Source organism: Bacillus cereus (assembly GCF_002567495.1).
GTDB lineage: Bacteria > Bacillota > Bacilli > Bacillales > Bacillaceae_G > Bacillus_A > Bacillus_A cereus_AQ.
The window spans coordinates 81,636-106,284 of sequence record NZ_NVAP01000025.1 but is presented as its reverse complement, the minus strand read 5'-3'; the positions used below and the strand labels follow the sequence as shown (position 1 = coordinate 106,284).

Genomic DNA, 24,649 nt, shown 5'->3' with positions numbered 1-24,649 from the left:
GCGACTTCCTTATGTTAACATCTTCATTTTTCGATGTCAACTAAGTTTTTCAATTTCTTTTTGTCGTTTTCTGCGTTTCCGCATCAGCGACGGTTATTAATATATCATGGTGGAAAATGAAATGCAACACCTTTTATAAACTTTTTTTAAAACTACCCACATTTCTTTTTTTATATCATATACTTAAACGAAATATCTCTTTCATGTATGAGTAATTCCTACATATAGTTTATATAAAGTTACTCTATCAAAAAACATTTCTTTCTATAATAAACATTTTATTCATATACCATATCATACAAGGAGGAATACATATGGACTATACCGATTTATTAATCAAACTAGGTCTCTCGGCTATTTTAGGATTCGCCATTGGTTTAGAGCGCGAATTAAAACGGAAACCACTTGGTTTAAAAACGTGTTTAGTTATTTCTATTATTAGTTGCCTCCTAACGATTGTTTCTATTAAAGCAGCTTATAACTTACCACATACCGATCATATGAATATGGATCCACTTCGACTTGCCGCTCAAATTGTATCAGGAATTGGTTTTTTAGGTGCTGGCGTAATTTTAAGAAGAGGTAATGATAGCATTGCAGGACTAACGACTGCCGCTATGATTTGGGGTGCTTCTGGTATTGGTATTGCCGTTGGAGCTGGTTTCTATATCGAGGCAATTTTCGGAATGTGTTTTCTTATGATTAGTGTCGAACTGATACCATTGACAATGAAGTTTGTAGGTCCTAGGTCATTTCGCCAACGTGATATCGCAGTAAAACTTGTTGTGCGAAATATGGACAATATCCCAACCGTAATCGAAGAAATAAAAGAAATGGATATAAAAGTTAAAAATATGAAGCTTAAAACATTAGAAAACGGTTCTCACTATTTACATCTTAAACTGTCCATTGATCAAAAAAGACATACTGCTGATGTTTACTATGCTCTCCAACATCTTGAAAGTGTCCAACAAACTGAAGTGGAAAGTATGTAGCATAAAACAAACTCTCTTTAATTAGAGAGTTTTTCTTTTTTCTATAATGGTAACAATGAATGTAGTCCTGCAAAACAAGGAGGAATTTACTATTGAAATCCCGTCCGAATTTAGTAGATACATTTCGTGATTCCATTATTTTTCGTTTAATTTGTTTTATTATTGTACTCACTACTTTTTCCGGTTTTCTTATACATAGATTAGAACCCTCTCATTTCACCACATGGTTTGACGGAATTTGGTGGTCAATCGTTACTATTTTTACAGTTGGATATGGCGACTTTGCTCCCCATACAACAATAGGAAAATTCATCGGTATAGGTATTATTTTATTAGGAACTGGCTTTTGTTCTTATTATATGGTTCTATTCGCTACTGAGATGATTAGTAAACAATATATGAAAATTAAAGGTGAAGAAGCCGCTACCTCTAACGGTCATATGATTATCGTTGGCTGGAATGAGCGCGCAAAACATGTTGTAAAACAAATGCACGTATTACAACCAAACCTTGATATCGTTTTAATTGATGAAACACTTTCTTTACTCCCAAAACCCTTTCATCATTTAGAATTTATAAAAGGCTGTCCGCATCACGATCAAACTCTATTAAAGGCTAATATTGCAACGGCACACACCATATTGATAACAGCTGATAAAGAAAAAAATGAAAGCTTAGCAGATACACAGTCCATTTTAAATATTTTAACTGCAAAAGGACTTAATCCAAACATTCACTGCATCGCTGAGCTACTTACTACTGAACAAATTCAAAATGCAACGAGAGCTGGTGTATCAGAAATTATAGAAGGAAATAAATTAACGAGTTATGTATTTACCGCCTCCCTTTTATTCCCTTCTATTTCAGGTGTACTATTCTCACTTTACGATGAAATCTCTGATAACAAATTACAACTGATGGAGCTTTCCCCATCCTGCACTGGACAATCCTTTGCAAATTGTAGCTACACTCTTTTAAAACAAAACATTCTCTTACTAGGTGTAAAGCGGGACGATCAATATATGATTAATCCAGTCCATTCCTTCATTCTTATCGAAAGCGATATACTCATTGTTATTCACCATTAATAAAGTGAAACTTTAATCAGTGGGGATTTTGTCCATCCCCCACTGATTATTAGCCTTCACCAATCGGGCATTTACGGGCAGTGGATTTCCCACCTAACTTCTTTACTCCAGCCGAATTTTTAGGCGGGAGTCTTACTGCCCGTTAATGCGGGATAAAGTGACTCTCTAGTTCCTGCATAAGCACTTTCCCAATATTAATATACTTTCTTTTTACATTTCCATCTGGATCTTTCGGTTCAGCAAATTGATCCATCCCACTCGTTCCAGCGGTTAAAGTATTTACATTATCATCTAGTTCGTCTTGATATACGTGCGAAAGAAGATACGGCGTTTCAAGACGGACTACTACACCAGGTACATCTAGTTCACCATCTACTGCTGTAAACGGCACTCGTAAAAATTGATACCCATCTTCTTCATCGATTTTGTAATCGAAGCATCCTTTATCATAATCCCAATTACCACCAATACTATATCCAAGCGGTTTCATAACCTCTTCTAACTTATATAACGCATATGTACGTCCTTCTAATTTTGATTGAATAGGAATCAAGCCCATCCCTCCTAGACTTTTCCTTTAGCATACCCATTCTAGTTTGAATATACCGATGTACCTTTCTGTAAAATAATAAAAAGCGACCNNGGTCGCTTTTTATTATTTTAAACGCTCTTCTAATTCTGCTTTTAATTCTTCAAATCCTGGTTTACCAAGTAAAGCAAACATGTTTTTCTTGTATGCTTCTACTCCTGGTTGGTCAAATGGATTTACGCCTAATAAATAGCCGCTCATCGCACATGCTTTTTCGAAGAAGTATACAAGATAACCGAATGTGTACTCATTTAATTCAGGGATGTTTACGATTAAGTTTGGTACTCCGCCATCGCTATGTGCAAGTAATGTACCTTCGTACGCTTTTGTGTTTACGAAGTCTACAGTTTCACCAGCAAGGTAGTTTAATCCATCTAAATCGTTGTCTTCTAATTCGATTTTTAGTTCATGTGTAGATTTACCTACTTTAAGAACTGTTTCAAATAAGTCACGACGACCTTCTTGAATGTATTGACCTAATGAGTGTAAGTCAGTTGAGAAGTTTGCTGAAGATGGGAAAATACCTTTTTGATCTTTTCCTTCACTTTCACCAAACAACTGTTTCCACCACTCAGCGAAGTATTGAAGTGCTGGCTCATAGTTAACAAGCATTTCAATTGTTTTTCCTTTATTGTATAAAGCGTTACGAACTACTGCGTATTGGTAAGCTGGATTTTCTTCTAGTTCTGATGTACCGAAGTCATCATGACCAGCAGCTGCACCTTTCATCATCTCTTCAATATTTAAGCCACTTACTGCGATTGGTAATAGACCAACTGGCGTTAATACAGAGAAACGACCTCCAACATCATCTGGAATAACAAATGTTTCGTAACCTTCGTTATCAGCTAATGTTTTTAATGCACCACGTGCTTTATCTGTAGTTGCATAAATACGTTTGCGAGCTTCTTCTTTTCCATACTTCTCTTCTAATAACTTACGGAAAATACGGAATGCGAGTGCAGGCTCTGTTGTTGTACCTGATTTGGAAATAACGTTAATAGAGAAGTCTTTACCTTCTAATACGTCCATTAAATCTTTCATGTAAGTGGAGCTAATGTTTTGTCCAACAAATAGCACTTGTGGAGTTTTACGTTGTTCTTTAGAAAGCGTGTTGTAGAAAGAATGACTTAACATTTCAATTGCTGCACGTGCACCTAGGTAAGAACCACCGATACCTACAACAAGTAAAATGTCAGAGTCATTTTTAATTTTTTCTGCGCATTTTTGAATGCGAGCAAATTCTTCTTTGTCATATTGAAGCGGAAGGTCTACCCACCCAAGGAAATCGTTCCCAGCTCCAGTTTTTTCGTGGATTGTGTGATGTGTTACTTTCACTGCATCACGTAAATAAGTTAATTCATGTTCACCGATGAAGGATAACGCTTTAGAATAGTCGAACGTTACATGTGTACTCATCTTTTTCCCTCCAATTATGGATATGTATTTCTGTATTCACTTTAGCGAAACTGAAGTTGTAAATCAAGCGATTCAAACCTTGTAAACGTAACCAATATATATTTTTTAGAAAAAGTTCATTTTTTGCATAAAAATTCGCATTTTTCGGTATAGATGTATATACATCCTCTTTCGAACATTTTTTATGTATAAAAACAACATAACTACACCATTCTATAAAAGAGTTAATTAACTCACCGCTTGCTCATGCTTCACAATTAAGGGGGGCTTCTTCATGAGTACTCTACAACGTATCGCATTGGTCTTTACTGTAATTGGTGCTGTGAACTGGGGACTAATCGGGTTCTTCCAGTTTGACTTAGTAGCAGCCATTTTCGGTGGACAAAATTCAGCTCTCGCACGTATTATTTACGGCATCGTTGGTATATCTGGGCTTATCAATCTTGGTTTACTATTTAAACCATCTGAAAATCTTGGTACGCACCCAGAAACAAACGAAATTCGATAATCAGTATGTCCTTTCACCTCCGACATACGAATATGATTGCATGCAATCATATTTGCAAATATATATCATAAGATAAAGTAAAAGAGGAACGCTCATATGCGTTCCTCTTTTACTTTGTTAACTCGGACTCTTCAATCCATTCTGTCAGCTTTTCTCGCAGCGTATTAAATCCGTCTTCAGATGGGTTCGGTATAAGAATCCTTCCTTGTTTTCTTTTCGCCGCTTTTAACGATAAACTCATTTTTCTGTGTTCTTCATCAATTGAAAGCACTTTTACTTCTACTGTATCGCCGACTTTTAAAAAGTCATGAATATCCTTTACATATCCATTTGTAATTTCAGATATATGCACAAGTCCTTGTGTTTCTCCATCTAACGCTACAAATGCACCGTAATCTTGAATTCCAGTCACTTTCCCTGTTACAACCACTCCTGTTGTATATTGTTCTGACATATGAAACACTCCCATACGTTTACCATTTTCTCTACAATTGTAGATAGCAAAGCAGATGTATTTATTTTAAATATCCGATTGGTTAGTACGCATTCTAAATAAAGCTATTTAGAATGTGCATACCTTATATTAGTAAATTATACCACTATGACAGAACTCATTCAAAATTCATGAAAAATTTTCCTTAAAGAAGTATAATTCCCCAGTATTGGGATAGACTACTAACACATGGCTTTCTAGTATTCCCCCCCTTTTATGGACAAAACGTATTACGTTTTGTCCTTTTTTTATTTTCTACGAACCGTTCCATTCTCTTCATTGCTTCCATAAGTTGTTCAAGAGACGTCGCATATGAACAACGAATAAACCCTTCACCACTTTCGCCAAATACACTACCAGGAACAACAGCCACTTTTTCTTCTAGCAATAACTGTTCTGCAAATTCCGCTGAAGATAATCCAGTTGAAGATACAGAAGGAAAGACATAAAATGCTCCGCCCGGCACATGACACGTTAAGCCCATTTCATTGAAAGATCTCGTCATAAAATTACGACGCTTTTTATAGCTATCTCTCATTCGAATTACTTCATCATTCCCTGCACGTAATGCCTCAAGTGCTGCGAATTGGGACATCGTCGGTGCACACATCATGGAATATTGGTGAATTTTGAGCATCAATTCTGAAAATTGAACAGGAGCTACAATCATACCGAGGCGCCATCCTGTCATCGCAAATCCTTTTGAAAATCCTGAAATTAAAATCGTATGCTCACGCATATTTTTAATACTCGCGAAACTTGTATATACTTCGTCGTATACAAGCTCTGCATAAATTTCATCAGATAATACGATTAAATTGTTTCTCTCAACAATCACTGCTATTTCTTCAAGTTCAGATTTATTTAACATTGCACCTGTTGGGTTATTTGGTGAACAAAGTAAAATTGCCTTTGTTTTCGCGGTAATAGCCGCTTCAATTTGCTCTGGTTGTACTTTAAACTCGTTTTCTAAAGTAGTCGCCACAGGAACAGGAACTCCTCCAGCTAATGTCACAAGTGGTGCATAAGAAACGAAGCTTGGTTCAATAATGAGCACTTCATCATCAGGATTTATAATGGCGCGCATCGCTACATCTAACGCCTGGCTCGCTCCAACTGTAACAATAATTTCATCGTTTGGATCGTAAGATACTGCAAATTGTTTTTTGAGATACTTTGCTATTTCTTGACGGAGCTCCAATAATCCTGCATTTGCTGTATATGATGTATATCCTTGTTCCAAAGAACGAATACATGCTTGCCTTACATTCCAAGGTGTAACAAAGTCTGGCTCTCCTACCCCAAGAGAAATAACACCTTTCATATTTGCAGCTAAATCGAAAAACTTTCGAATACCAGATGGTTTTAAAGATTCTGCTGCTCTAGATAACTCAAATTGCTTCATGGTGTCACCACAATTCTCTTATCATCATCGTCTTTTTCATAAATAACGCCCTCATGTTTATACTTCTTCAAAATGAAATGAGTCGTTGTAGAAACGACAGATTCAATTGTTGCTAATTTCTCAGAAACAAACATCGCGACTTCTCCCATCGTCTTCCCTTCTAGTGTAATAGAAAGATCATATGTCCCTGACATTAAATATACAGATTTCACTTCTGAATAACGATAAATTTGTTCAGCAACCGCATCGAATCCAACACCGCGCTTTGGCGTTACTTTCACATCAATCATCGCCGTTAAACCAGTATGTTCTTTCACCTTCGTCCAATCGATATGTGTTACATAATCTACAATAATCTTTTCACTTTCTAATTTCGCAACCATCTCCTTTACTTCTTCTACTTCTATATTTAACAGCTTCGCTAATGTATCTACAGATAATCGACTACTCTTTTCAAGACAAGCTAATAATTCTAATTCTTTTTCTGTCACCATATAAATCATCCTTCCTTTTCGTTTGTGTCTAAATTATACAAATACCCTTTCCAGTTTGAAAAGAAGATTTTTTTAGAGAATTATGTCAAAATAAAGTGAAACTTTAATCAGCGGAATGTTTCACCCCGCTGGTTATTAGCCTTCACCAATCGGGCTTTTACGAGCAGTTGATCTCCCACCTCACTTCTTTGCCTCAACCATCTTTTTAGGTGGGAGTCTTACTGCTCGTTAATGCGGGGTAAAGTGAAACTTTAATCAGTAGAAAAAACGGGATAGAGCGAAAGGGGATGGAACCGTGAAACCAAAAGTATATATTGCTGAACCAGTTCCAACATTTGTAGAAGACTATTTATCAGAACACTGCGATTATGAAAAATGGGAGCAAAATGAGAAAGTACCTCGCGATGTTCTATTGGAGAAAATACAAGATAAAGATGGGTTATTAAATTTCGGATCTGCTATTAATGAAGAATTACTGGAAGTAGCTCCTAACTTAAAAGTAGTGAGCAACATTTCTGTTGGTTACGATAATTTTGATTTACAAGCGATGAAAAAACGAAATGTTATCGGAACGAATACACCATACGTATTGGATGATACAGTAGCTGACCTCGTTTTCGCGCTTATGTTATCTGCTGGTCGTCGTGTTTGCGAACTTGACTCCTATGTGAAAAGCGGCCAATGGAATGCTGAAATCGGAAAAGAGCACTTCGGACTAGATGTACACCACAGTACAATCGGTATTATCGGAATGGGACGAATTGGAGAAGCTGTTGCAAAACGAGCAAAATTCGGATTTGATATGAATGTTCTTTACTATAACCGTCGTCGTAAAGAAGAAGCTGAACAAAAATTCGATGCTACATATTGTGATTTACAGACGCTACTAAAACAGTCTGACTTTATTATCCTTCTCACTCCATTAACAGATGAAACATATCACCTTATCGGAGAAAAGGAATTTTCATTAATGAAAGAAACAGCAATCTTTATTAATGCTTCTCGCGGGAAAACAGTAGATGAAGAAGCGTTAATCCATGCGTTAACAGAAAAGAAAATCTTTGCAGCAGGCATCGATACGTTTACACAAGAGCCGATTCAAAAAGATAATCCGCTCTTATCATTACAAAATGTTGTGACTTTACCCCACATCGGATCTGCAACATTAAAAACTCGTCAGCAAATGGCAATGACTGCTGCTGAAAATTTAGTTGCAGCATTACAAGGAAAAACACCGCCTAATATTGTTCGCGGATAATAGTAGTTAAATGAAAGGCAAGATGACATCGTCATCTTGCCTTTTTTTGTTAACATACTTTTTTTCTTCCTTGGAGATGATATGAAAAAAATCAATGGAGTGACAAAAAATGAATCATGAATATACTTGTCCTTATTTCACTTTTTCCACTCGCGGCACTACGATTCATTACGAATTGTATGAACACGATAAAAAAACAGAACGCCCTACTTTCGTACTCGTTCATGGCTTTTTATCTTCCTCATTCAGTTACCGCCGTCTCATCCCTTTACTATCAAAAGCAGGAACAGTACTAGCTCTTGATTTACCACCGTTCGGAAAAAGTGATAAGTCTCATCTCTTTAAATATTCTTATCACAATTTAGCAACGATTATTATTGATTTAATTGAACATTTATCTCTCTCAAACATTGTATTAATTGGGCATTCTATGGGTGGGCAAATCTCTCTCTATGTAAACCGTATACGTCCTGAACTAATTTCAAAGACGATTTTACTATGCAGCTCTAGCTATTTAGCACGCGCAGCCTTACCTTTACTATACTCTTCTTATTTACCGTTCTTTCATTTATACGTAAAGAACTGGATTATTAGGCGCGGCATTGTTCATAACTTAATGAATGTCGTTCATGACCACTCATTAATTGACGATGAAATGAAAAAAGGTTACTCCGCTCCTTTTTATGACAACCGTATATTTCCCGCTTTAACTCGTATGATACGAGACCGTGAAGGTGACTTGTCTTCAACTGAATTACAAAAAATCGAAACACCTACACTACTCATTTGGGGTGAAAAAGACCGCGTCGTCCCTGTACATGTAGGGCATCGCCTACATAAAGATTTGCCGAATTCGAAATTTATTTCTTACGAAAATACAGGGCATTTACTACCTGAAGAAAAACCTGAACATGTGTATGAAGAAATTATCGCTTTTTCCGCGCAATAAAGTGAAACTTTAATCAGCCCTCACCAGTCGGGCTGCCCGGCAAATAGCGGAATAATATAAAAAAGGCTGTCGGAAATTCCGACAGCCTATAATGAACAGCTTCCGCCTTCTTTTAATACAAGTAATTCCACAGCTAATTTCTCACATTTTTCAAGTGCAGGTACTTCCTCAAAAGACATAAAGTATATATGTTGAATCTTCTTTGCGATGTATTTTGAATCGTCAAACACACTTATAACATTCACAACATCACTCGCTTCTGTTTCATAAAACTCCGGTCCCATTTGAAACGGATCCCAATTCTTCACAACCTCTATCATCTTTTCATATGTACCCATTCGCTTCCCGCCTTTTCACTTTTTAATACTTTTCTTTATCCTATCACATCAGCTATTCTATAAGAAGAGAGAGAACTTTCACATCTTAACGGTTTTACAGAAGAAGGGGGCAAACGTATGCAACTATTTCATAAAACAGTAAATCGGCGTGGAACACATAGCACAAAATGGGATACTTATAAAAACGAAGAACTTCTCCACGCTTGGATTGCTGATATGGATTTTGAAGTACCAACACAAATTCAAACTGCTTTAAAGAAACGTATTGAGCATCCTATTTTCGGCTATACACTTCCTCCCGAAAATATTGGAAATATTATTTGTAACTGGACAAAAAAACAATACAACTGGGCCATTCAAAAAGAATGGATTGTTTTTAGTGCGGGGATCGTTCCAGCTCTTAGTACGAGCATACAGGCTTTCACAAAAGAAAACGAATCCGTTCTCGTACAACCACCTATTTATCCTCCATTTTTCGAAATGGTCACAACAAACAACAGACAGTTATGCGTAAGTCCATTACAGAAACATAATGATACATATACGATAGACTTCGATCATTTAGAAAAACAATTTCAACAAGGCGTCAAACTTATGCTTCTTTGTAGCCCTCATAATCCAATCGGACGTGTTTGGACGAAAGAGGAACTCGCACATCTCGGATCGTTATGTACTAAATATAACGTAATCGTTGTCGCGGATGAAATTCATGCTGATATCATTTACACAGGCCATACACACACACCGTTCGCTTCCTTAACTGAAGAATTAGCAGGACGCACTATCACTTGTATGGCTCCAAGTAAAACATTTAATATCGCTGGATTACAAGCATCGATTATTATCATTCCAAACGAAAAACTCCGTCACGCCTTTGCAGCTATCCAATATAGACAAGGCTTTCACGGGTTAAATATATTTGCCTATACAGCGATGCAAAGTGCCTATACAGAATGTAATGATTGGCTAAATGAAATTCGATTATATATAGAAGATAATGCTCAATTTGCTTGTGAATATATTAAAACTCACATACCTGCTCTTTCCGTAACGAAGCCAGAAGGTAGCTTTTTATTATGGATTGATTGTTCTCACCTAAAGCTTTCTCAAAACGAGCGTACCGCATTACTTGAGGAAAAAGGAAAAATTATCGTTGAACCTGGTGAGAAATACGGATTAGGTGGCGAAGAACATATTCGAATTAACATCGGCTGTCCACGATCTGTTTTAGAAGAAATTTTAAACAGACTACGCCATACGTTTTCATAATAAGGAAGGAGGCTACCTCCAATCATTTGGGACAACCTCCTTTCTCAATATCTTTTCAATTACGTTTCACAAAGAAAGCTACCATTCGCGGTAGCTTTTACTTTTTCTTCATATCCGATGCTTTTTTTACAATTACGCCACAAGCAATTCGATCGCCTGATTTACCTGTCGGTTGTGTCATACCATCATCAGGGTTTTCTGTAATAATAATAGACGCTCCATCTTTTCTATGAATCGTCGTTTTTCCTTCTTCAAGTGTTATGTGCGGTGCATCGATTTCCGCTTTAATCTTTCCAGAACCGTCTGCAACTACGTTCGGTAAATCTCCGTTTTCTGCACCCTTCGGATTAAGAAGACCATGTTTTTTATTATCAGGATTAAAATGATTCCCCGATGATTCAAAACGAGGTGCTTTACACTCTCCGATTTCATGTACATGTAGTCCGTGTGGTCCTGGCGTGAAACCTTCCCCTTTAATCGTAATTTTCACTCCACTTGTTTGCTGAACTACTTTCGCAGTCCCCACTTCATCGCCTGAAGCATTATGTAATTTCACATCAATTTCTTTCGGCTTTCCTTGGTCACAACCTGCCATCAGAAATAATAAACAACAACTGAAAAAAAGCCGTTTCTTCATTCTATTCCCTCCAAAATATATTCTGCCCTTAGATTGTCCGAGCATAGAGGGAAACATACAAAAATGCGTTACTGTTTCTTTTCAGCTAACAGTTTTTCTTCCACTTTCTGCAATCGCTCTGCTTCTCTTTTTGATACACGAATGAACATACGCCACGTAGCAATCGCACCGATAATAAATAGAACACAAACAATACCTGGGATAATATATTCCGTTTTATCTTCAGGAAAATATAAAGGCATCATATGAAACACTCCTTATCAGGGATTCTTAAAACATCAGAATTTTCTGTTACATCACTTAAAATTATAGTTGAACCTATACATATTCTCAAGGGGCGTTCTGAAAGCGAATGATTTCTTTGACTCCTTCTCGCACTTTCCTTACTATAAACTTGAGGTGAAAAATATGAGAGAAACATTTGAAATTGGTGAAATCGTTACTGGTATTTATAAAACAGGAAAATACATCGGCGAAATTACTAATAGCCGTCCTGGTAGTTATGTCGTAAAAGTATTAGCTGTTTTAAAACATCCGGTGCAAGGTGACTTACATAACGTAAAACAAGCTGACGTACCATTTTTCCACGAAAGACGCGCTTTAGCTTTTCGTGAGCAAACGAACATTCCAGCACAAATGGTCAAAAAGTATGAAGGAGAAATTCCGGATTATACCGAGTCACTAAAATTAGCATTAGAAACCCAAATGAATTCATTTTCTGAAGATGATTCACCTTTTGCAGGGCGTAGTCTAGAAACATTAGAGCAGTTAAAGAAAGACTACAAACTCTAAAAAAAACAAAACGACCAAATTACATACTGTGCAATTTGGTCGTTACTGTGTGCTCACTTTCTTTAACACTTTTGAAAAATCAACGAGTTCTCCTAATGTTGGAGGTGCTGGTTTCACTAAATACTCTTTATCTTTTTCTACTAGTTTAAAAATATTGTACGTCGTCATCGCATCATCAAGCGCACAATGATGCTTCCCTGTCCCTACTTTTCCATAGGCTTCAATTGCTTTCCATAACCCTGTTTGATTTCTTTCTCCAAAAAACTTCTTATACTCAAGCGATAAATCACGGCACTGTCCGAAGAATGGAAAAGCTATCCCTGCCATTTCACAATTATGCTTCAGCACTTTCATATCCATATTTCCCCACGTTACAATTGTCGGTTTACATTTCGTTTCGTATTCTGCAAGCTTCTTAACGAGTTCAGGAAATGAAATCCCTTTATCTACGACTTCTTGTTTTATTCCTAAAAATTTCTTACATCGATCCGTTAACGAGGGAAATGTTTTCGGCCTGACATGTGATGAATACGTATCTTCTACTTTACAGCCAGCAACTGAAACGAGTCCTACCTCAATAATCTCTGGAAAAAATCCTTTCGGTTTCTTTCTATGCTGGGGCATCGTAAACTCAAAGTCTAAAAATAAAAATCGTTGTTCATCCATACGATCCCTTCCTTATCATTTTTGTCATTCCTTTCTATTTGACACTCCTACACGAACAAGCTCGAATCCTAATTCCATTTTTAATATTCAGATTGGATGTATCTTATATATATGTCAAATGCCCACAAATATTTTAAAAAATAAGAAAAAATGACCTATGCAGAAAATATGACAAAATCCCCCCTTTCATTTACATCCGCCATTTTCCTACTTTATAATGACGTTATGTGTGTTTCTTCTAGAACATTTTTGACACACTAAGAAAAAGTGAATGAAAGGAGATGAGATTTTTGCACGAAACAACGCAAGAACTCGCTAACTGGCAGTATTATTTTGCTATCGCAGTCTTTTTAATTACATATGCCATTATTATTTCTGAAAAAATTAATCGCGCTGTCATCGCACTTCTTGGTGCAGCACTCATGGTAATTGTGGGAGTCGTCGATTTACACAACGCCTTTACGAAACATATTGAATGGGGAACGATTACGCTACTTATCGGTATGATGATTTTGGTGAACATTACGAGTAAATCAGGTGTTTTCCAATACGTTGCCATTAAAGCAGCAAAAGGGGCACAAGGAAATCCAATTAAAATTTTAATTTCCCTTTCCTTACTTACCGCGCTTGGCTCCGCATTTTTAGATAACGTTACAACTGTACTTCTTGTTGTTCCAGTTACTTTATCTATTACGCGCATACTGCAAGTAAATCCTGTTCCTTATTTACTTTCTGAAATTATTTTTTCAAACATTGGAGGAACAGCAACATTAATTGGTGATCCACCTAACATTATGATTGGTTCTGCCAATAAACATTTAGACTTCAATGCTTTTCTATTGAATCTAGCACCAATCGTAATTATCATTATTGCGGTTACGGCAGCAATACTTTACTTCATGTACCGCAAACAATTAATTGCCGATCCTGTACAAGTTAAAAAATTAATGAGCTTAGATGAAAAACAATACATTAAAGATCCAGTATTAATGAAAAAATCTTTAACGGTACTTGGACTTACGATTGTAGGTTTCATGACTCATTCTATTTTCCATATTGATGCAGCTATCATTGCCTTAACTGGTGCTACTGTACTTATGTTAATTGGTGTGAAAGAGCATGAAATTGAAGAAGTATTTGCAAGCGTAGAGTGGGTAACAATCTTCTTCTTCGCAGGGCTATTCGTACTTGTTGGAGGACTTATTGATATCGGTCTTATCAAAATGTTAGCTCAAAAAGTGGTTGGTCTAACAGGCGGAGATATTTCTTACGCATCTATCCTTATTTTATGGGTATCTGGTATCGCCTCTGCAACAATCGATAACATCCCATTCGTTGCAACAATGATTCCACTTATTAACGATATGGCAGTTGGACTAGGCTTATCACCATCTGACGCACAAATCGATGTGTTATGGTGGGCATTAGCATTAGGTGCTTGTCTAGGTGGAAATGGAACATTAATTGGAGCTTCTGCTAACGTAATCGTTGCAGGTATCGCTAGCCGTGAAGGACATAAATTTAGTTACATGGACTTCCTAAAAGTCGGTTTCCCAATTATGATTGTTTCATTAATCATTTCTCATATTTATATTTATTTACGCTACCTTATGTAGTAGAAAAAGCGCTCTGATAATCAGGGCGCTTTTTCTTTAAAATATATAGAACTCTCAACAAAACGAAAAATCTACTCGTTATACCTCTCCGGCTCATTTCGGATAATGAATAAATGAATCGGCAAGAAAACCGAAAATGTGATTACATGAATAATCGTAAATAATATAGAATTCGTTCCGTATCTGTCTAAAATAGCGTAGATGAGATAGATGGACAGCACAATCGATACGGCTGTTGCTAGTAAACTTATAATTGGCACGAAGTTAAAGATGAAACATGCGACATATATACCGAATACTTTCCACCCTGCCTCTTCTTTCAAGAAACCTGGTAATTTGTCCTTCGCCAAGTCACCCCACGTCTTACTATTCAAAAATGGAATAAACGCAAGAACCCCATCAGTTGCACCATCATTTTTTGCCATCGTATAAAGTGCAAAAGCCGTTAACAAATACGAAATAATTGCCCAAATTATTATAACAAGAATAAACGCAAAACTAAGAGCAAAGAAACCTGCTAGTACGCTCTGATCTTCCATCTTATCCTCTCCCCTCTCTTTTCAACATATTTCATTACATTGCAAGTTATGTTTTAAAATTTAACCAAACTCTTTGTATAATAAGAGAAGAAAGGTAATACGAGAGGAGAAACACTTATGCATCCATTTGTAAAAGCATTACAAGAGCATTTTACAGCTCATCAAAATCCGGAAAAAGCAGAACCAATGGCTCGGTATATGAAAAATCACTTCCCATTTCTAGGTATTCAAACACCGGAAAGACGCCAATTATTAAAAGACGTCATTCAAATACATACTCTCCCAGATAAAAAAGACTTCCAAATTATCGTACGTGAACTTTGGGACTTACCAGAACGAGAATTCCAAGCAGCCGCACTTGATATTATGCAAAAATATAAAAAGCATATAAACGAAACTCATATCCCGTTTTTAGAAGAACTCATTGTTACGAAATCTTGGTGGGATTCTGTTGATAGCATCGTTCCTACATTTTTAGGGGCTATCTTTTTACAACATCCGGAATTAATTTCTGCATATATTCCAAAATGGATTGCATCAGATAACATATGGTTGCAACGTGCCGCTATTTTATTCCAACTGAAATATAAACAAAAGATGGATGAAGAACTTCTTTTCTGGATTATTGGACAACTACATTCTTCAAAAGAATTTTTCATTCAAAAGGCAATTGGATGGGTCCTTCGTGAATATGCAAAAACAAATCCAGATGTAGTTTGGGAATACGTTCAAAACAACGAGCTCGCTCCATTAAGTAAGCGCGAAGCTATTAAGCACATTAAACAAAATTACGGAATAAATTACGGAAAAATAGGCGAGACTCTATCATAGATAGACACGTTCCTCTATTGTGATTTAAAAAAGAACGTGTTAGAATATGTTCATTATTATTAATATAAGTAGCGATGACGGACTTATAAGTACTTGCACAAAAGCGATTCAGGGATAGTGAAAGCCTGAAGACGCAAGGAAACGGCAGTCTCGAGCATTACATGATAAAGTGGATGCGCATTTTGTGCATCAACTAGGGTGGAACCGCGGGCAAACGCTCGTCCCTAGGCAAATATGCCTTGGGATGAGCGTTTTTTTATGTTTTTTAAGCATATACTGCTCGTTTCCAAAGTATTAAAGTACGTCATCGCCAATACGTTAACTTTCAAAAGGAGGATTTTCTTATGTATTCAATGGAACAAGTTGTAAACTTAGCGAAACATCGCGGTTTTGTTTTCCCTGGTTCTGAAATTTACGGTGGTCTTGCAAACACTTGGGATTACGGTCCACTTGGAATCGAATTAAAAAATAACGTTAAAAAAGCTTGGTGGAAAAAATTCATTCAAGAATCTCCATACAACGTTGGTTTAGACGCAGCTATTTTAATGAACCCAAAAACTTGGATCGCTTCTGGTCACGTTGGTAACTTCAACGATCCAATGATCGACTGTAAAAAATGTAAAGCTCGTCACCGTGCTGACAAATTAATTGAGGATGCTTTAGATGCAAAAGGCATCGAAATGGTTGTTGACGGTCTTACTTTCGACCAAATGGCTGACTTAATGAAAGAACATGAAGTAAAATGTCCTGATTGCGGTAGTGAAGAATTCACTGAAATCCGTCAGTTCAACTTAATGTTCAAAACATTCCAAGGTGTTACAGAGTCTAGCACAAACGAAATCTTCCTTCGTCCTGAAACAGCACAAGGTATTTTCGTAAACTTCAAAAACGTTCAACGCTCTATGCGTAAAAAGCTTCCATTTGGTATCGGCCAAATTGGTAAGAGTTTCCGTAACGAAATCACGCCTGGTAACTTCACATTCCGTACACGTGAATTCGAACAAATGGAACTTGAATTCTTCTGTAAGCCTGGTGAAGATTTAGAGTGGTTCGCATTCTGGCGTGAAACTTGTAAAAACTGGTTACTTTCACTTGGTATGACTGAAGAGAGCATGCGTCTTCGTGACCACGGTGAAGAAGAGTTATCTCACTACAGTAACGCAACAACTGACATTGAATTCAAATTCCCATTCGGTTGGGGCGAACTTTGGGGCGTTGCATCTCGTACAGACTTCGACTTAAAACGTCACATGGAACACTCAAACGAAGACTTTAACTATATTGATCCACAAACGAATGAGCGTTACGTACCATACTGCATCGAGCCATCTTTAGGCGCAGACCGCGTAACATTAGCATTCTTATGTGATGCATATGAAGAGGAGCAATTAGAAAACGATTCTCGTACAGTTCTTCGTTTCCACCCTGCTTTAGCACCATACAAAGCAGCTATCTTACCATTATCTAAAAAGCTATCTGAAGGTGCTACTGAAGTATTCGCAGAACTAGCTAAAGACTTCATGGTAGACTTTGATGAAACTGGTTCTATCGGTAAACGTTACCGTCGTCAAGACGAAATCGGTACACCATTCTGTATCACATACGACTTCGACTCAGTTGAAGACAAAGCTGTTACAGTACGTGACCGTGACACAATGGAACAAGTTCGTATGCCAATTAGCGAACTAAAAGGTTTCTTAGAGAAGAAAATCCAGTTCTAATTATAAGAAAAAGAGGCTGCTCATAAGAGCGCCTCTTTTTTACTTTTCACGTTTTTCTTTAATTGCTACTGTACATCTTGATATGCATAGTAAATCATCATTTTCATCAATAATGCGAACATCCCAAACCATTGTCGATTGTCCTCTATGTATCGGTGTTCCAATCGCTGTTACAATTCCATCTTTCTTTGAGCGAATGTGGTTTGCATTAATTTCTAATCCGAAACAAATACATTTTTCTTGATCAATTAAATTGTATGAACCAACACTTGCCACTGTTTCCGCCAATGCAAGCGATGCACCGCCGTGTAAAAATCCAAACGGCTGATGCGTACGCTCATCAACAGGCATCGTAGCAACCACCTTTTCTTCTGTCATCTCTAACAACTCAATTCCAAGTGAATCCATTAAAGTTTTTGCCATATCGTTTCCTCCTTTTCTTACTTTAATTAAATGTATAATTTTACCTATTTATTTTCAAACTACTTATAACACTTATATAAGGAGGCTTCACCTAAATGAAACAGAAATTTTGTATATTACTGCTTATGTTCTCCTTGCTGACTATTGTACCAAATTGTGCAATAACAGCCAAAGCATCTAACCTGACAATCGATGTTAAGACTGTAACGCAAAAAGGTAAGAAACCTTATATAGAATATCAAATAAATAGGCCTTCTTTTCACAACTTCTCTGACTCTACATTTCAAAACAAACTCAATTTCTACTACAAAAAATCTACTGACAAATTTAAAAACAAATTAGAGAAAGAGGCAAAAAAATATTATAAAGAGACAGAAGGATCTAGTACACCATTTCATCCGTACGTAGCAAATGTTGATTATAAAGTCTCTTTAAACAAACCACCTTTTCTCAGCCTATATGTAAATTACTATCAATATACCGGCGGAGCGCACGGTCTTTATACGTGGAAGGCAAACACATTTGATTTAAACGAAAAAAAGGTACTGCATTTAGACGATTTATTTCAACAAAAAGATAAGTATAAAGATGTAATCCGTGCAGAGATTGTAAGACAAATTAAACAAAATGAAAGCATTTATTTTCCCGATGCAACTGAAAAGATAATGAGCACGAAAAAGTTTCACTTCTTTTTAGAGCCAGACAATCTCGTTATTTATTTCCCTTTATATGAGATTGCTCCTTATTCAAGCGGAATCCCGCAATTTCGCATTCCGTATACGTTGCTAAGAGATTATTTGAAGCCTTCTTATCAAAATTTTTTGATTGACAACAAGTAAATATTTTCGCTACGATAATGTTAACCTAAAAACAACAGGAGGTTAACATTATGAGAAGATTACATGTTTTAGATTTAGCATTAGCTGCCATGTTCGTTGCTCTTATGGCCATCGGTGCAAATATTGTATCTTGGGCACCATTCCTTCAAGTAGCGGGCATCCCATTATCTATGCAACCATTTTTCGCAATTTTAGCAGGTCTTCTTCTTGGAAGTAGACTTGGTGCTTTATCCATGACTGTTTATATGCTCGTTGGCGTAGCAGGCGCACCAATCTTCGCTAACTTCAAGGCTGGATTTGGAGCACTTTTAGATCCTACTGGTGGTTTTATTATCGCCTTTATTATCGTTGCTTACGTATCAGGAAAATTAGTAGAACAAAAAGAAAGACCAACATTCATTACATTTGCAATTGCCTCTTTCACAGGAATTATTTTAACTTATATAATCGGTACTACTTACATGTACGGGGCAGTCAATCTCTTCATGGACGGTAATATGAGTTATAAAACTGCTTGGATGGTTATGATGTGGTTCGCAGTAAAAGATATTGCATTTACAATTATAGGTGCTATTATCGCACCTCGCATATACTATGCTGTACGTCGTTCTGCTTATCAGCATTCTCATTCGACGATTTCATAATAAAAAAATGAGTTATTTCAGTATACTGAAATAACTCATTTTTTATATTAAGACTCTTCGCTCGTTTGTTCTTCTAAGATTTTCTTCATCATCGCAACCATGTCATCACGTAGTTCTGGGTGTTGCAGAGCCATTTCGATTGTCGTTTGAACGAATCCTAGCTTTTCACCTACATCGTAGCGCTTCCCTTCGAAATCGTAAGCGAATACACGTTGGATTTCATTTAAGCTTTGGATGGCATCTGTTAACTGAATTTCACCACCAGCACCTACATGTTGCTGTTCTAAGAACATGAAGATTTCAGGTGTTAAAACGTAACGTCCCATAATTGCTAAGTTTGAAGGTGCTGTACCTTGTGCTGGTTTCTCAACGAAATTGCGAACTTGGTAACGACGTCCATCCTGCTCTAATGGGTCAATAATTCCATAACGGTGTGTTTCTTCTTCTGGAACCGTTTGTACACCAATAACAGAAGAAAGCGTTTTATCATATTCTTCAATTAATTGACGTAAACATGGTTTTTCAGCTTGTACGATATCGTCACCTAATAAAACAGCGAATGGCTCATCACCGATGAATTTACGTGCACACCAAACAGCGTGACCTAATCCTTTTGGTTCTTTTTGACGAATATAATGAATATCTACCATTTTTGAAGAAGCTTGTACTTTTTCAAGTAACTCATATTTTTTCTTCTCTAATAAATTTTGCTCTAGTTCAAATGCATTATCGAAATGATCTTCGATAGAACGCTTTGTTTTACCAGTAACGATAATAATATCTTCAATACCCGATTTCACTGCTTCTTCCACAATGTATTGAATCGTTGGTTTATCTACTATCGGTAACATCTCTTTTGGCATTGCTTTCGTTGCTGGTAAAAAACGTGTTCCTAATCCAGCTGCTGGGATTATCGCTTTTCTTACTTTTTTCATCACAAAATACCCTCTCTCCTGTCGGAATCAATAGCAATTATTTCCTACATAAAACAAAAGGGAGATTTCGCTCCCTTTTGTTCCTTACTACTTAAAATTACTTTGTATTATAAACGATTCATAATGTCTTCTTTAATAGTAAGTAACTTTTGTTCACTATTTTGTAAAGAACTATCTTTTACACCGAAGTAGAACTTAATCTTCGGTTCAGTTCCAGATGGACGTAGGCAGAACCATGAACCATCTTCTAATTGATATTTTAACACATTTGATTTCGGTAAGTGAATCTCTTCTTTATGTCCATCTTGTAAAGATGTAACGATGCTCGCTTTATAGTCTTCCACTGCTACAACTGTTAAGCCCGCTACTTCTTTCGGAGGATTTTCACGGAACGTCGCCATCATCTCTTGGATTTGTTCCGCTCCGTCTTTCCCTTTTAACGTTAACGATACAAGGTCTTCACGGAAGAAGCCGTACTTCTCGAATACTTCTAATAGACCATCATATAACGTTTTTCCTTGTGATTTGTAGTATGCAGCTACTTCACATGCAAATAGGACAGATTGTACTGCATCTTTATCACGGCAGAATGGGCGGATTAAATAACCATAGCTTTCCTCATAACCGAATTGGAATTCATATTGTCCGCTTTCTTCATATTGTCTAATTTTCTCACCGATAAATTTGAATCCAGTTAACGTATCAATTGTATCTAAACCGAATGCTTTCGCAATTGTACGGCCAATTTCAGACGTTACGATTGTTTTTAATACGACACCGTTCTCTGGAAGCGTTCCGTTTTCTTTCTTTTGAGATAATAAGTAATCAAGCATTAATGCACCTGTTTGGTTTCCAGTTAATACTTGGAACTCACCATCATGATTACGAACTGCTACACCAAGGCGATCTGCATCAGGATCCGTTGCGATTAATACATCCGCGCCTATTTTTTCACCGTCACGAATTGCATACTCAAATGCTGCGTGCTCTTCTGGGTTCGGTGATTTTACTGTAGAGAAGTTCGGATCTGGTAACTCTTGCTCTTTTACAACTGTTACATCTGTAAATCCAACTTCTTCTAAACCACGACGTACAGAAATATTTGATGTTCCGTGTAATGGTGTAAAGACGATTTTTAAGTCTTTACCAACCTTTTGTACCATTTCTTTATTAATGATGACATTGTTCAATTCTGCAGCATATGCATCATCTACTTCTTGTCCAATGATATGTAATAAACCGTCAGCTTTTAATTGCTCTACATCAGCTACTTCAACTGTTAATTCATCTTCTACTGCATTTACGTAGCTAATTAACTCATCTGCTTCTTTTGGAGGCAACTGTCCACCATCTTCACCGTATACTTTATATCCATTATATTCAGGTGGATTATGACTTGCCGTAAGAACGATTCCACTTACTGTATGTAAATGACGAACTGCGAAAGAAAGCACTGGCGTTGGACGTAAGCTTTCAAACACATATGTTTTGATACCGCGTGCACCAAGTGTAGCAGCGACTTCCATTGCAAACTCAGGTGATTTATGACGAGAATCATAGGCTACAACAACACCTCGTTTTTTCGCTTCCTCACCTAACTTTTCAATAAAGCTTGCTAATCCTTTTGTTGCTTTACGAACTGTATATACGTTTAAACGGTTCGTACCAGCACCAAGTTCACCACGCATACCACCTGTGCCGAACTCTAGATTTTTATAAAAGCTATCCTCGATTTTTTTCTCATCTTGCTTCATATTTTCTAGCTGTTCTTTTAATTCTGCATCTAATTGTGCGTAAGAAAGCCAGCGACTAAATTCTTGTTTCCAATTCATTCTTCTCTCTCCTCTCGCTCGTCATACCTTTATTATATGAAAAAAACATGCTGTATCTCAATATTTTATAAAATCTAGCAGGATTTTACTAGGAATATTTGTATACACTATTATTAAATACTCCACTAAAGGGAATGAGGATTATGCACGAATGGGGCTTGTCAGAAGAGCTCAAAATACAAACAAAGCAAATGATTGAAATTGCTGAAAAAGAACTATCGATTATGAGGAACGCAATTGATAAAGAAGATGAATGTATTTTATGCAAAATGGAAGATATTCATCATATGTTGGCAAATGTACAAACATTGGCAGCTACATACTATATTCAGGCATATTTATCACCTTATACGGAAAGTTCATCTTTTATTACGACAGCTATCCAACATTTAAGCGCCAGAAAACATGGTGCTCTTATCGTTGTGGAACGAAACGAGACGCTTGAAGCTTTCATTCAAACTGGAACGACATTAAACGCTCATTTAACCGCGCCATTACTCGAATCAATATTTTATCCAGGTAACCCTCTTCATGACGGTGCTGTTCTCGTTAGAAATAACCATATTGTCTCAGCTGCTAATATTCTTCCGTTAACGAAAAGCACAGAAGTTGACCCTGAGCTTGGAACACGTCACAGAGCTGCAATTGGCTTATCAGAAAAGAGTGATGCACTTATATTAGTTGTCTCTGAAGAAACCGGACGTACTTCATTTGCTTTAAATGGGATATTGTATACGATTTCTTTATAAACAAACTCAAAATAAGCAAAGGCTGTTCCAAAATATTGGAACAGCCTTTGCTTATACTCTTATTCTTCTCCAAAACGCTCCACAAGTGTTGCGAGTGTACGTACCATTGCACCAGTTGCTCCAGCTGGACCTAAGTCGTGCGCGCCTTTTGTTTCTGATGTTCCAGCGATATCTAAGTGTACCCACGGTGTATCTTCAGCGAATTCGCCTAGGAATGTACCTGCCATAACCGCATGTCCTTCACGGCCTGGTGAGTTATTTAAATCAGCAAACTTACTGTTTCTCACACGTTCTTTATCGCGATCAAAAATTGGTAGTTGCCAAATTGGCTCATCTGTTTCCATAGAAGCCTCTAGCACTTCCTCAAACAGTCCTTCATTGTTTGTCATTGCGCCTGTCGTATGATTTCCAAGTGCAACAATTACACCACCTGTTAATGTTGCAACATCCACAAGGTAGTTTGCACCAAGTTTTTTCGCATAAGTAATACCGTCAGCTAAAGCGAGACGACCTTCTGCATCCGTATTTAATACTTCAATTGTTTTTCCGCTCATAGATGTGATTACATCGTCTGGCTTAAATGCTGTACCACTTACAACGTTATCAGTTGAAGGAATAACCGCAATCACGTTTTGTTCTGGACGCAGTTCCCCGATAATTTCCATCGCACCTAAAACAGAAGCAGCACCGCCCATATCACCTTTCATACCAACCATGCCTTCACGTGGTTTTAAAGAATAACCACCTGTATCATATGTAATCCCTTTTCCAACGAATCCAATAACATCTGTCCACTCTTCTTTTCCTTTATAAATAAGAGCGATCATTTTTGGTGGCTCTGTAGAACCTTGGTTTACTGCAAGTAACGCACCCATACCAAGATCCTCCATCTCTTCTTTCTCAAGAACTTTATAATCCATATCATACTTTTCAGCTAATTCAACAGCATACTCAGCAAGCTTCGTCGCTGTTAATACATTTGGCGGCATATTTACAAGTGTACGGGCTGAATTTGTTGCACGTCCATGTACGTATCCAACTGTTAATGCAGCTTCAATTTCTTGTGCATCTTCCGCTGTAATAGCCGTGAACTTCTCTAACTCCACACGATCATTTTTATTTGTTTTATATGTTTGTAATTCATATGTACCAAGACTTTGTACTTCTGCTGCAATATGGGCTACATCAATCGCATCTAACTTTTCTGTCACGAAAGAATCAAGTAAAATCGCTGCATCTTGTACTTTTGCTGCTTGTAATGTTTTAAACGCTTTACCAAGAGCCCCACGTAACGTTTCTGTCGTGTAAGACTCTTTCTTACCTAAACCAACAAAGTAATAACGTTTCACATTCGTTTTTCCTAAGCTATGTACTTTCGAAATGGCTTTTTTCTTCGTAGATAATTCTTTCTCTTCTAGTAAAACTTGTAATTGTCCTTCAAACGCTTTGTCCAATTCTTGTACAAAACTACTCATTTTCTCTTCTTCAAATAAAGCAACAATTACTGCTTCATGACCTGCTAATTCTTTTTGTACTTGAAACATGTTCAGACCCCCTAAATTTCTCTACCACCATTATAACTTTATTTTCGATAAAATGCGACAATTCTAACTTCAGTTG

27 protein-coding genes are annotated in these 24,649 nt (G+C 37.0%); 13 read left to right on the top strand and 14 right to left on the bottom strand.

The window, feature by feature from the left end:
• Positions 1-314 precede the first annotated feature (314 nt).
• Together COK05_RS12195 and COK05_RS12190 are read left to right on the top strand one after the other, a co-directional pair.
• Complete coding sequence (locus COK05_RS12195; RefSeq protein ID WP_000386680.1) at positions 315-995, top strand: MgtC/SapB family protein; 681 nt, start codon at positions 315-317, stop codon at positions 993-995.
• A gap of 92 nt (positions 996-1,087) precedes the next feature.
• Positions 1,088-2,083 (top strand): potassium channel family protein, encoded by a 996-nt coding sequence (locus COK05_RS12190; protein ID WP_098612785.1) that lies wholly within the window; start codon positions 1,088-1,090, stop codon positions 2,081-2,083.
• 142 nt (positions 2,084-2,225) lie between these two features.
• On the opposite strand, the gene COK05_RS12185 is transcribed toward COK05_RS12190, so the two are convergent.
• Positions 2,226-2,642: a YugN-like family protein gene (locus COK05_RS12185; protein ID WP_098612784.1), complete on the bottom strand. Its 417-nt coding sequence runs from the start codon at positions 2,640-2,642 to the stop codon at positions 2,226-2,228.
• 96 nt (positions 2,643-2,738) lie between these two features.
• Complete coding sequence (locus COK05_RS12180) at positions 2,739-4,091, bottom strand: glucose-6-phosphate isomerase (protein WP_098612783.1); 1,353 nt, start codon at positions 4,089-4,091, stop codon at positions 2,739-2,741.
• Between the two features lie 274 nt (positions 4,092-4,365).
• On the opposite strand from COK05_RS12180, the gene COK05_RS12170 reads away from it, so the two are divergent.
• Positions 4,366-4,599: a DUF378 domain-containing protein gene (locus COK05_RS12170; RefSeq protein ID WP_000105788.1), complete on the top strand. Its 234-nt coding sequence runs from the start codon at positions 4,366-4,368 to the stop codon at positions 4,597-4,599.
• Between the two features lie 109 nt (positions 4,600-4,708).
• On the opposite strand, the gene yugI is transcribed toward COK05_RS12170, so the two are convergent.
• The 3 genes from yugI to COK05_RS12155 form a co-directional block, all read right to left on the bottom strand.
• Positions 4,709-5,053: a S1 domain-containing post-transcriptional regulator GSP13 gene (gene yugI, locus COK05_RS12165; RefSeq protein WP_098612781.1), complete on the bottom strand. Its 345-nt coding sequence runs from the start codon at positions 5,051-5,053 to the stop codon at positions 4,709-4,711.
• Positions 5,054-5,306: 253 nt separating this feature from the next.
• Entirely contained in the window at positions 5,307-6,497 is a 1,191-nt protein-coding gene (locus COK05_RS12160) for an aminotransferase (RefSeq protein WP_098612780.1), read from the bottom strand.
• Positions 6,494-6,991 carry an Lrp/AsnC family transcriptional regulator gene (locus COK05_RS12155; RefSeq protein ID WP_141539059.1) on the bottom strand — a complete coding sequence of 166 codons (498 nt, stop codon included), beginning with the start codon at positions 6,989-6,991 and terminating at the stop codon, positions 6,494-6,496. The genes COK05_RS12160 and COK05_RS12155 overlap by 4 nt, the downstream gene beginning before the upstream one ends.
• A gap of 295 nt (positions 6,992-7,286) precedes the next feature.
• Between COK05_RS12155 and COK05_RS12150 the strand changes: the two genes are divergently transcribed.
• Positions 7,287-8,249: a 2-hydroxyacid dehydrogenase gene (locus COK05_RS12150; protein WP_098612778.1), complete on the top strand. Its 963-nt coding sequence runs from the start codon at positions 7,287-7,289 to the stop codon at positions 8,247-8,249.
• A 109-nt stretch (positions 8,250-8,358) separates the two neighbouring features.
• Positions 8,359-9,198: an alpha/beta fold hydrolase gene (locus COK05_RS12145; RefSeq protein ID WP_098612777.1), complete on the top strand. Its 840-nt coding sequence runs from the start codon at positions 8,359-8,361 to the stop codon at positions 9,196-9,198.
• An 86-nt stretch (positions 9,199-9,284) separates the two neighbouring features.
• Here the strand turns inward: COK05_RS12145 and COK05_RS12140 are convergent, their stop codons facing one another.
• Positions 9,285-9,536, bottom strand: coding sequence for a YugE family protein (locus COK05_RS12140; protein WP_098612776.1), 252 nt, complete (start codon positions 9,534-9,536; stop codon positions 9,285-9,287).
• A 117-nt stretch (positions 9,537-9,653) separates the two neighbouring features.
• Here COK05_RS12140 and COK05_RS12135 point away from each other — a divergent pair, with 117 nt between their 5' ends.
• Positions 9,654-10,805 (top strand): MalY/PatB family protein, encoded by a 1,152-nt coding sequence (locus tag COK05_RS12135; protein ID WP_098612775.1) that lies wholly within the window; start codon positions 9,654-9,656, stop codon positions 10,803-10,805.
• A 97-nt stretch (positions 10,806-10,902) separates the two neighbouring features.
• Here COK05_RS12135 and sodC read toward each other — a convergent pair whose 3' ends face one another.
• Both sodC and COK05_RS31305 read right to left on the bottom strand, forming a co-directional pair.
• Complete coding sequence (gene sodC / locus COK05_RS12130) at positions 10,903-11,442, bottom strand: superoxide dismutase [Cu-Zn] (protein ID WP_098612774.1); 540 nt, start codon at positions 11,440-11,442, stop codon at positions 10,903-10,905.
• A gap of 68 nt (positions 11,443-11,510) precedes the next feature.
• Positions 11,511-11,687, bottom strand: a complete 177-nt coding sequence (locus tag COK05_RS31305; RefSeq protein WP_000982757.1) for a hypothetical protein — start codon at positions 11,685-11,687, stop codon at positions 11,511-11,513.
• A 163-nt stretch (positions 11,688-11,850) separates the two neighbouring features.
• On the opposite strand from COK05_RS31305, the gene COK05_RS12125 reads away from it, so the two are divergent.
• Positions 11,851-12,234: a kinase-associated lipoprotein B gene (locus COK05_RS12125; protein ID WP_098612773.1), complete on the top strand. Its 384-nt coding sequence runs from the start codon at positions 11,851-11,853 to the stop codon at positions 12,232-12,234.
• A 42-nt stretch (positions 12,235-12,276) separates the two neighbouring features.
• Here COK05_RS12125 and kapD read toward each other — a convergent pair whose 3' ends face one another.
• Entirely contained in the window at positions 12,277-12,900 is a 624-nt protein-coding gene (kapD, locus tag COK05_RS12120; RefSeq protein ID WP_000344356.1) for a 3'-5' exonuclease KapD, read from the bottom strand.
• 290 nt (positions 12,901-13,190) lie between these two features.
• Between kapD and COK05_RS12115 the strand changes: the two genes are divergently transcribed.
• Entirely contained in the window at positions 13,191-14,516 is a 1,326-nt protein-coding gene (locus COK05_RS12115) for an ArsB/NhaD family transporter (RefSeq protein WP_141539057.1), read from the top strand.
• A gap of 71 nt (positions 14,517-14,587) precedes the next feature.
• On the opposite strand, the gene COK05_RS12110 is transcribed toward COK05_RS12115, so the two are convergent.
• Entirely contained in the window at positions 14,588-15,055 is a 468-nt protein-coding gene (locus COK05_RS12110) for a hypothetical protein (protein WP_098612771.1), read from the bottom strand.
• 117 nt (positions 15,056-15,172) lie between these two features.
• Here COK05_RS12110 and COK05_RS12105 point away from each other — a divergent pair, with 117 nt between their 5' ends.
• Positions 15,173-15,886, top strand: coding sequence for a DNA alkylation repair protein (locus COK05_RS12105; protein ID WP_098612770.1), 714 nt, complete (start codon positions 15,173-15,175; stop codon positions 15,884-15,886).
• 344 nt (positions 15,887-16,230) lie between these two features.
• Positions 16,231-17,607, top strand: coding sequence for a glycine--tRNA ligase (locus tag COK05_RS12095; protein WP_000287154.1), 1,377 nt, complete (start codon positions 16,231-16,233; stop codon positions 17,605-17,607).
• A 39-nt stretch (positions 17,608-17,646) separates the two neighbouring features.
• On the opposite strand, the gene COK05_RS12090 is transcribed toward COK05_RS12095, so the two are convergent.
• Positions 17,647-18,030 carry a hotdog fold thioesterase gene (locus tag COK05_RS12090; RefSeq protein ID WP_098612769.1) on the bottom strand — a complete coding sequence of 128 codons (384 nt, stop codon included), beginning with the start codon at positions 18,028-18,030 and terminating at the stop codon, positions 17,647-17,649.
• A 95-nt stretch (positions 18,031-18,125) separates the two neighbouring features.
• On the opposite strand from COK05_RS12090, the gene COK05_RS12085 reads away from it, so the two are divergent.
• Positions 18,126-18,869 (top strand): DUF3298 and DUF4163 domain-containing protein, encoded by a 744-nt coding sequence (locus COK05_RS12085; protein ID WP_098612768.1) that lies wholly within the window; start codon positions 18,126-18,128, stop codon positions 18,867-18,869.
• A gap of 50 nt (positions 18,870-18,919) precedes the next feature.
• The gene (locus tag COK05_RS12080; RefSeq protein ID WP_098612767.1) at positions 18,920-19,513 is read left to right on the top strand and encodes a biotin transporter BioY; all 594 of its coding nucleotides are present in this window, start codon (positions 18,920-18,922) and stop codon (positions 19,511-19,513) included.
• A gap of 47 nt (positions 19,514-19,560) precedes the next feature.
• Here the strand turns inward: COK05_RS12080 and galU are convergent, their stop codons facing one another.
• The gene (gene galU, locus COK05_RS12075; protein WP_098612788.1) at positions 19,561-20,448 is read right to left on the bottom strand and encodes a UTP--glucose-1-phosphate uridylyltransferase GalU; all 888 of its coding nucleotides are present in this window, start codon (positions 20,446-20,448) and stop codon (positions 19,561-19,563) included.
• Between the two features lie 107 nt (positions 20,449-20,555).
• Entirely contained in the window at positions 20,556-22,280 is a 1,725-nt protein-coding gene (locus COK05_RS12070) for a phospho-sugar mutase (protein WP_098612766.1), read from the bottom strand.
• A 143-nt stretch (positions 22,281-22,423) separates the two neighbouring features.
• Between COK05_RS12070 and cdaS the strand changes: the two genes are divergently transcribed.
• A complete protein-coding gene (cdaS, locus tag COK05_RS12065; RefSeq protein ID WP_098612765.1) occupies positions 22,424-23,029 on the top strand; it encodes a sporulation-specific diadenylate cyclase CdaS in 606 nt (201 codons plus the stop codon).
• 59 nt (positions 23,030-23,088) lie between these two features.
• On the opposite strand, the gene pepA is transcribed toward cdaS, so the two are convergent.
• Positions 23,089-24,573 carry a cytosol aminopeptidase gene (pepA, locus tag COK05_RS12060; RefSeq protein ID WP_098612764.1) on the bottom strand — a complete coding sequence of 495 codons (1,485 nt, stop codon included), beginning with the start codon at positions 24,571-24,573 and terminating at the stop codon, positions 23,089-23,091.
• Between the last annotated feature and the right edge of the window lie 76 nt (positions 24,574-24,649).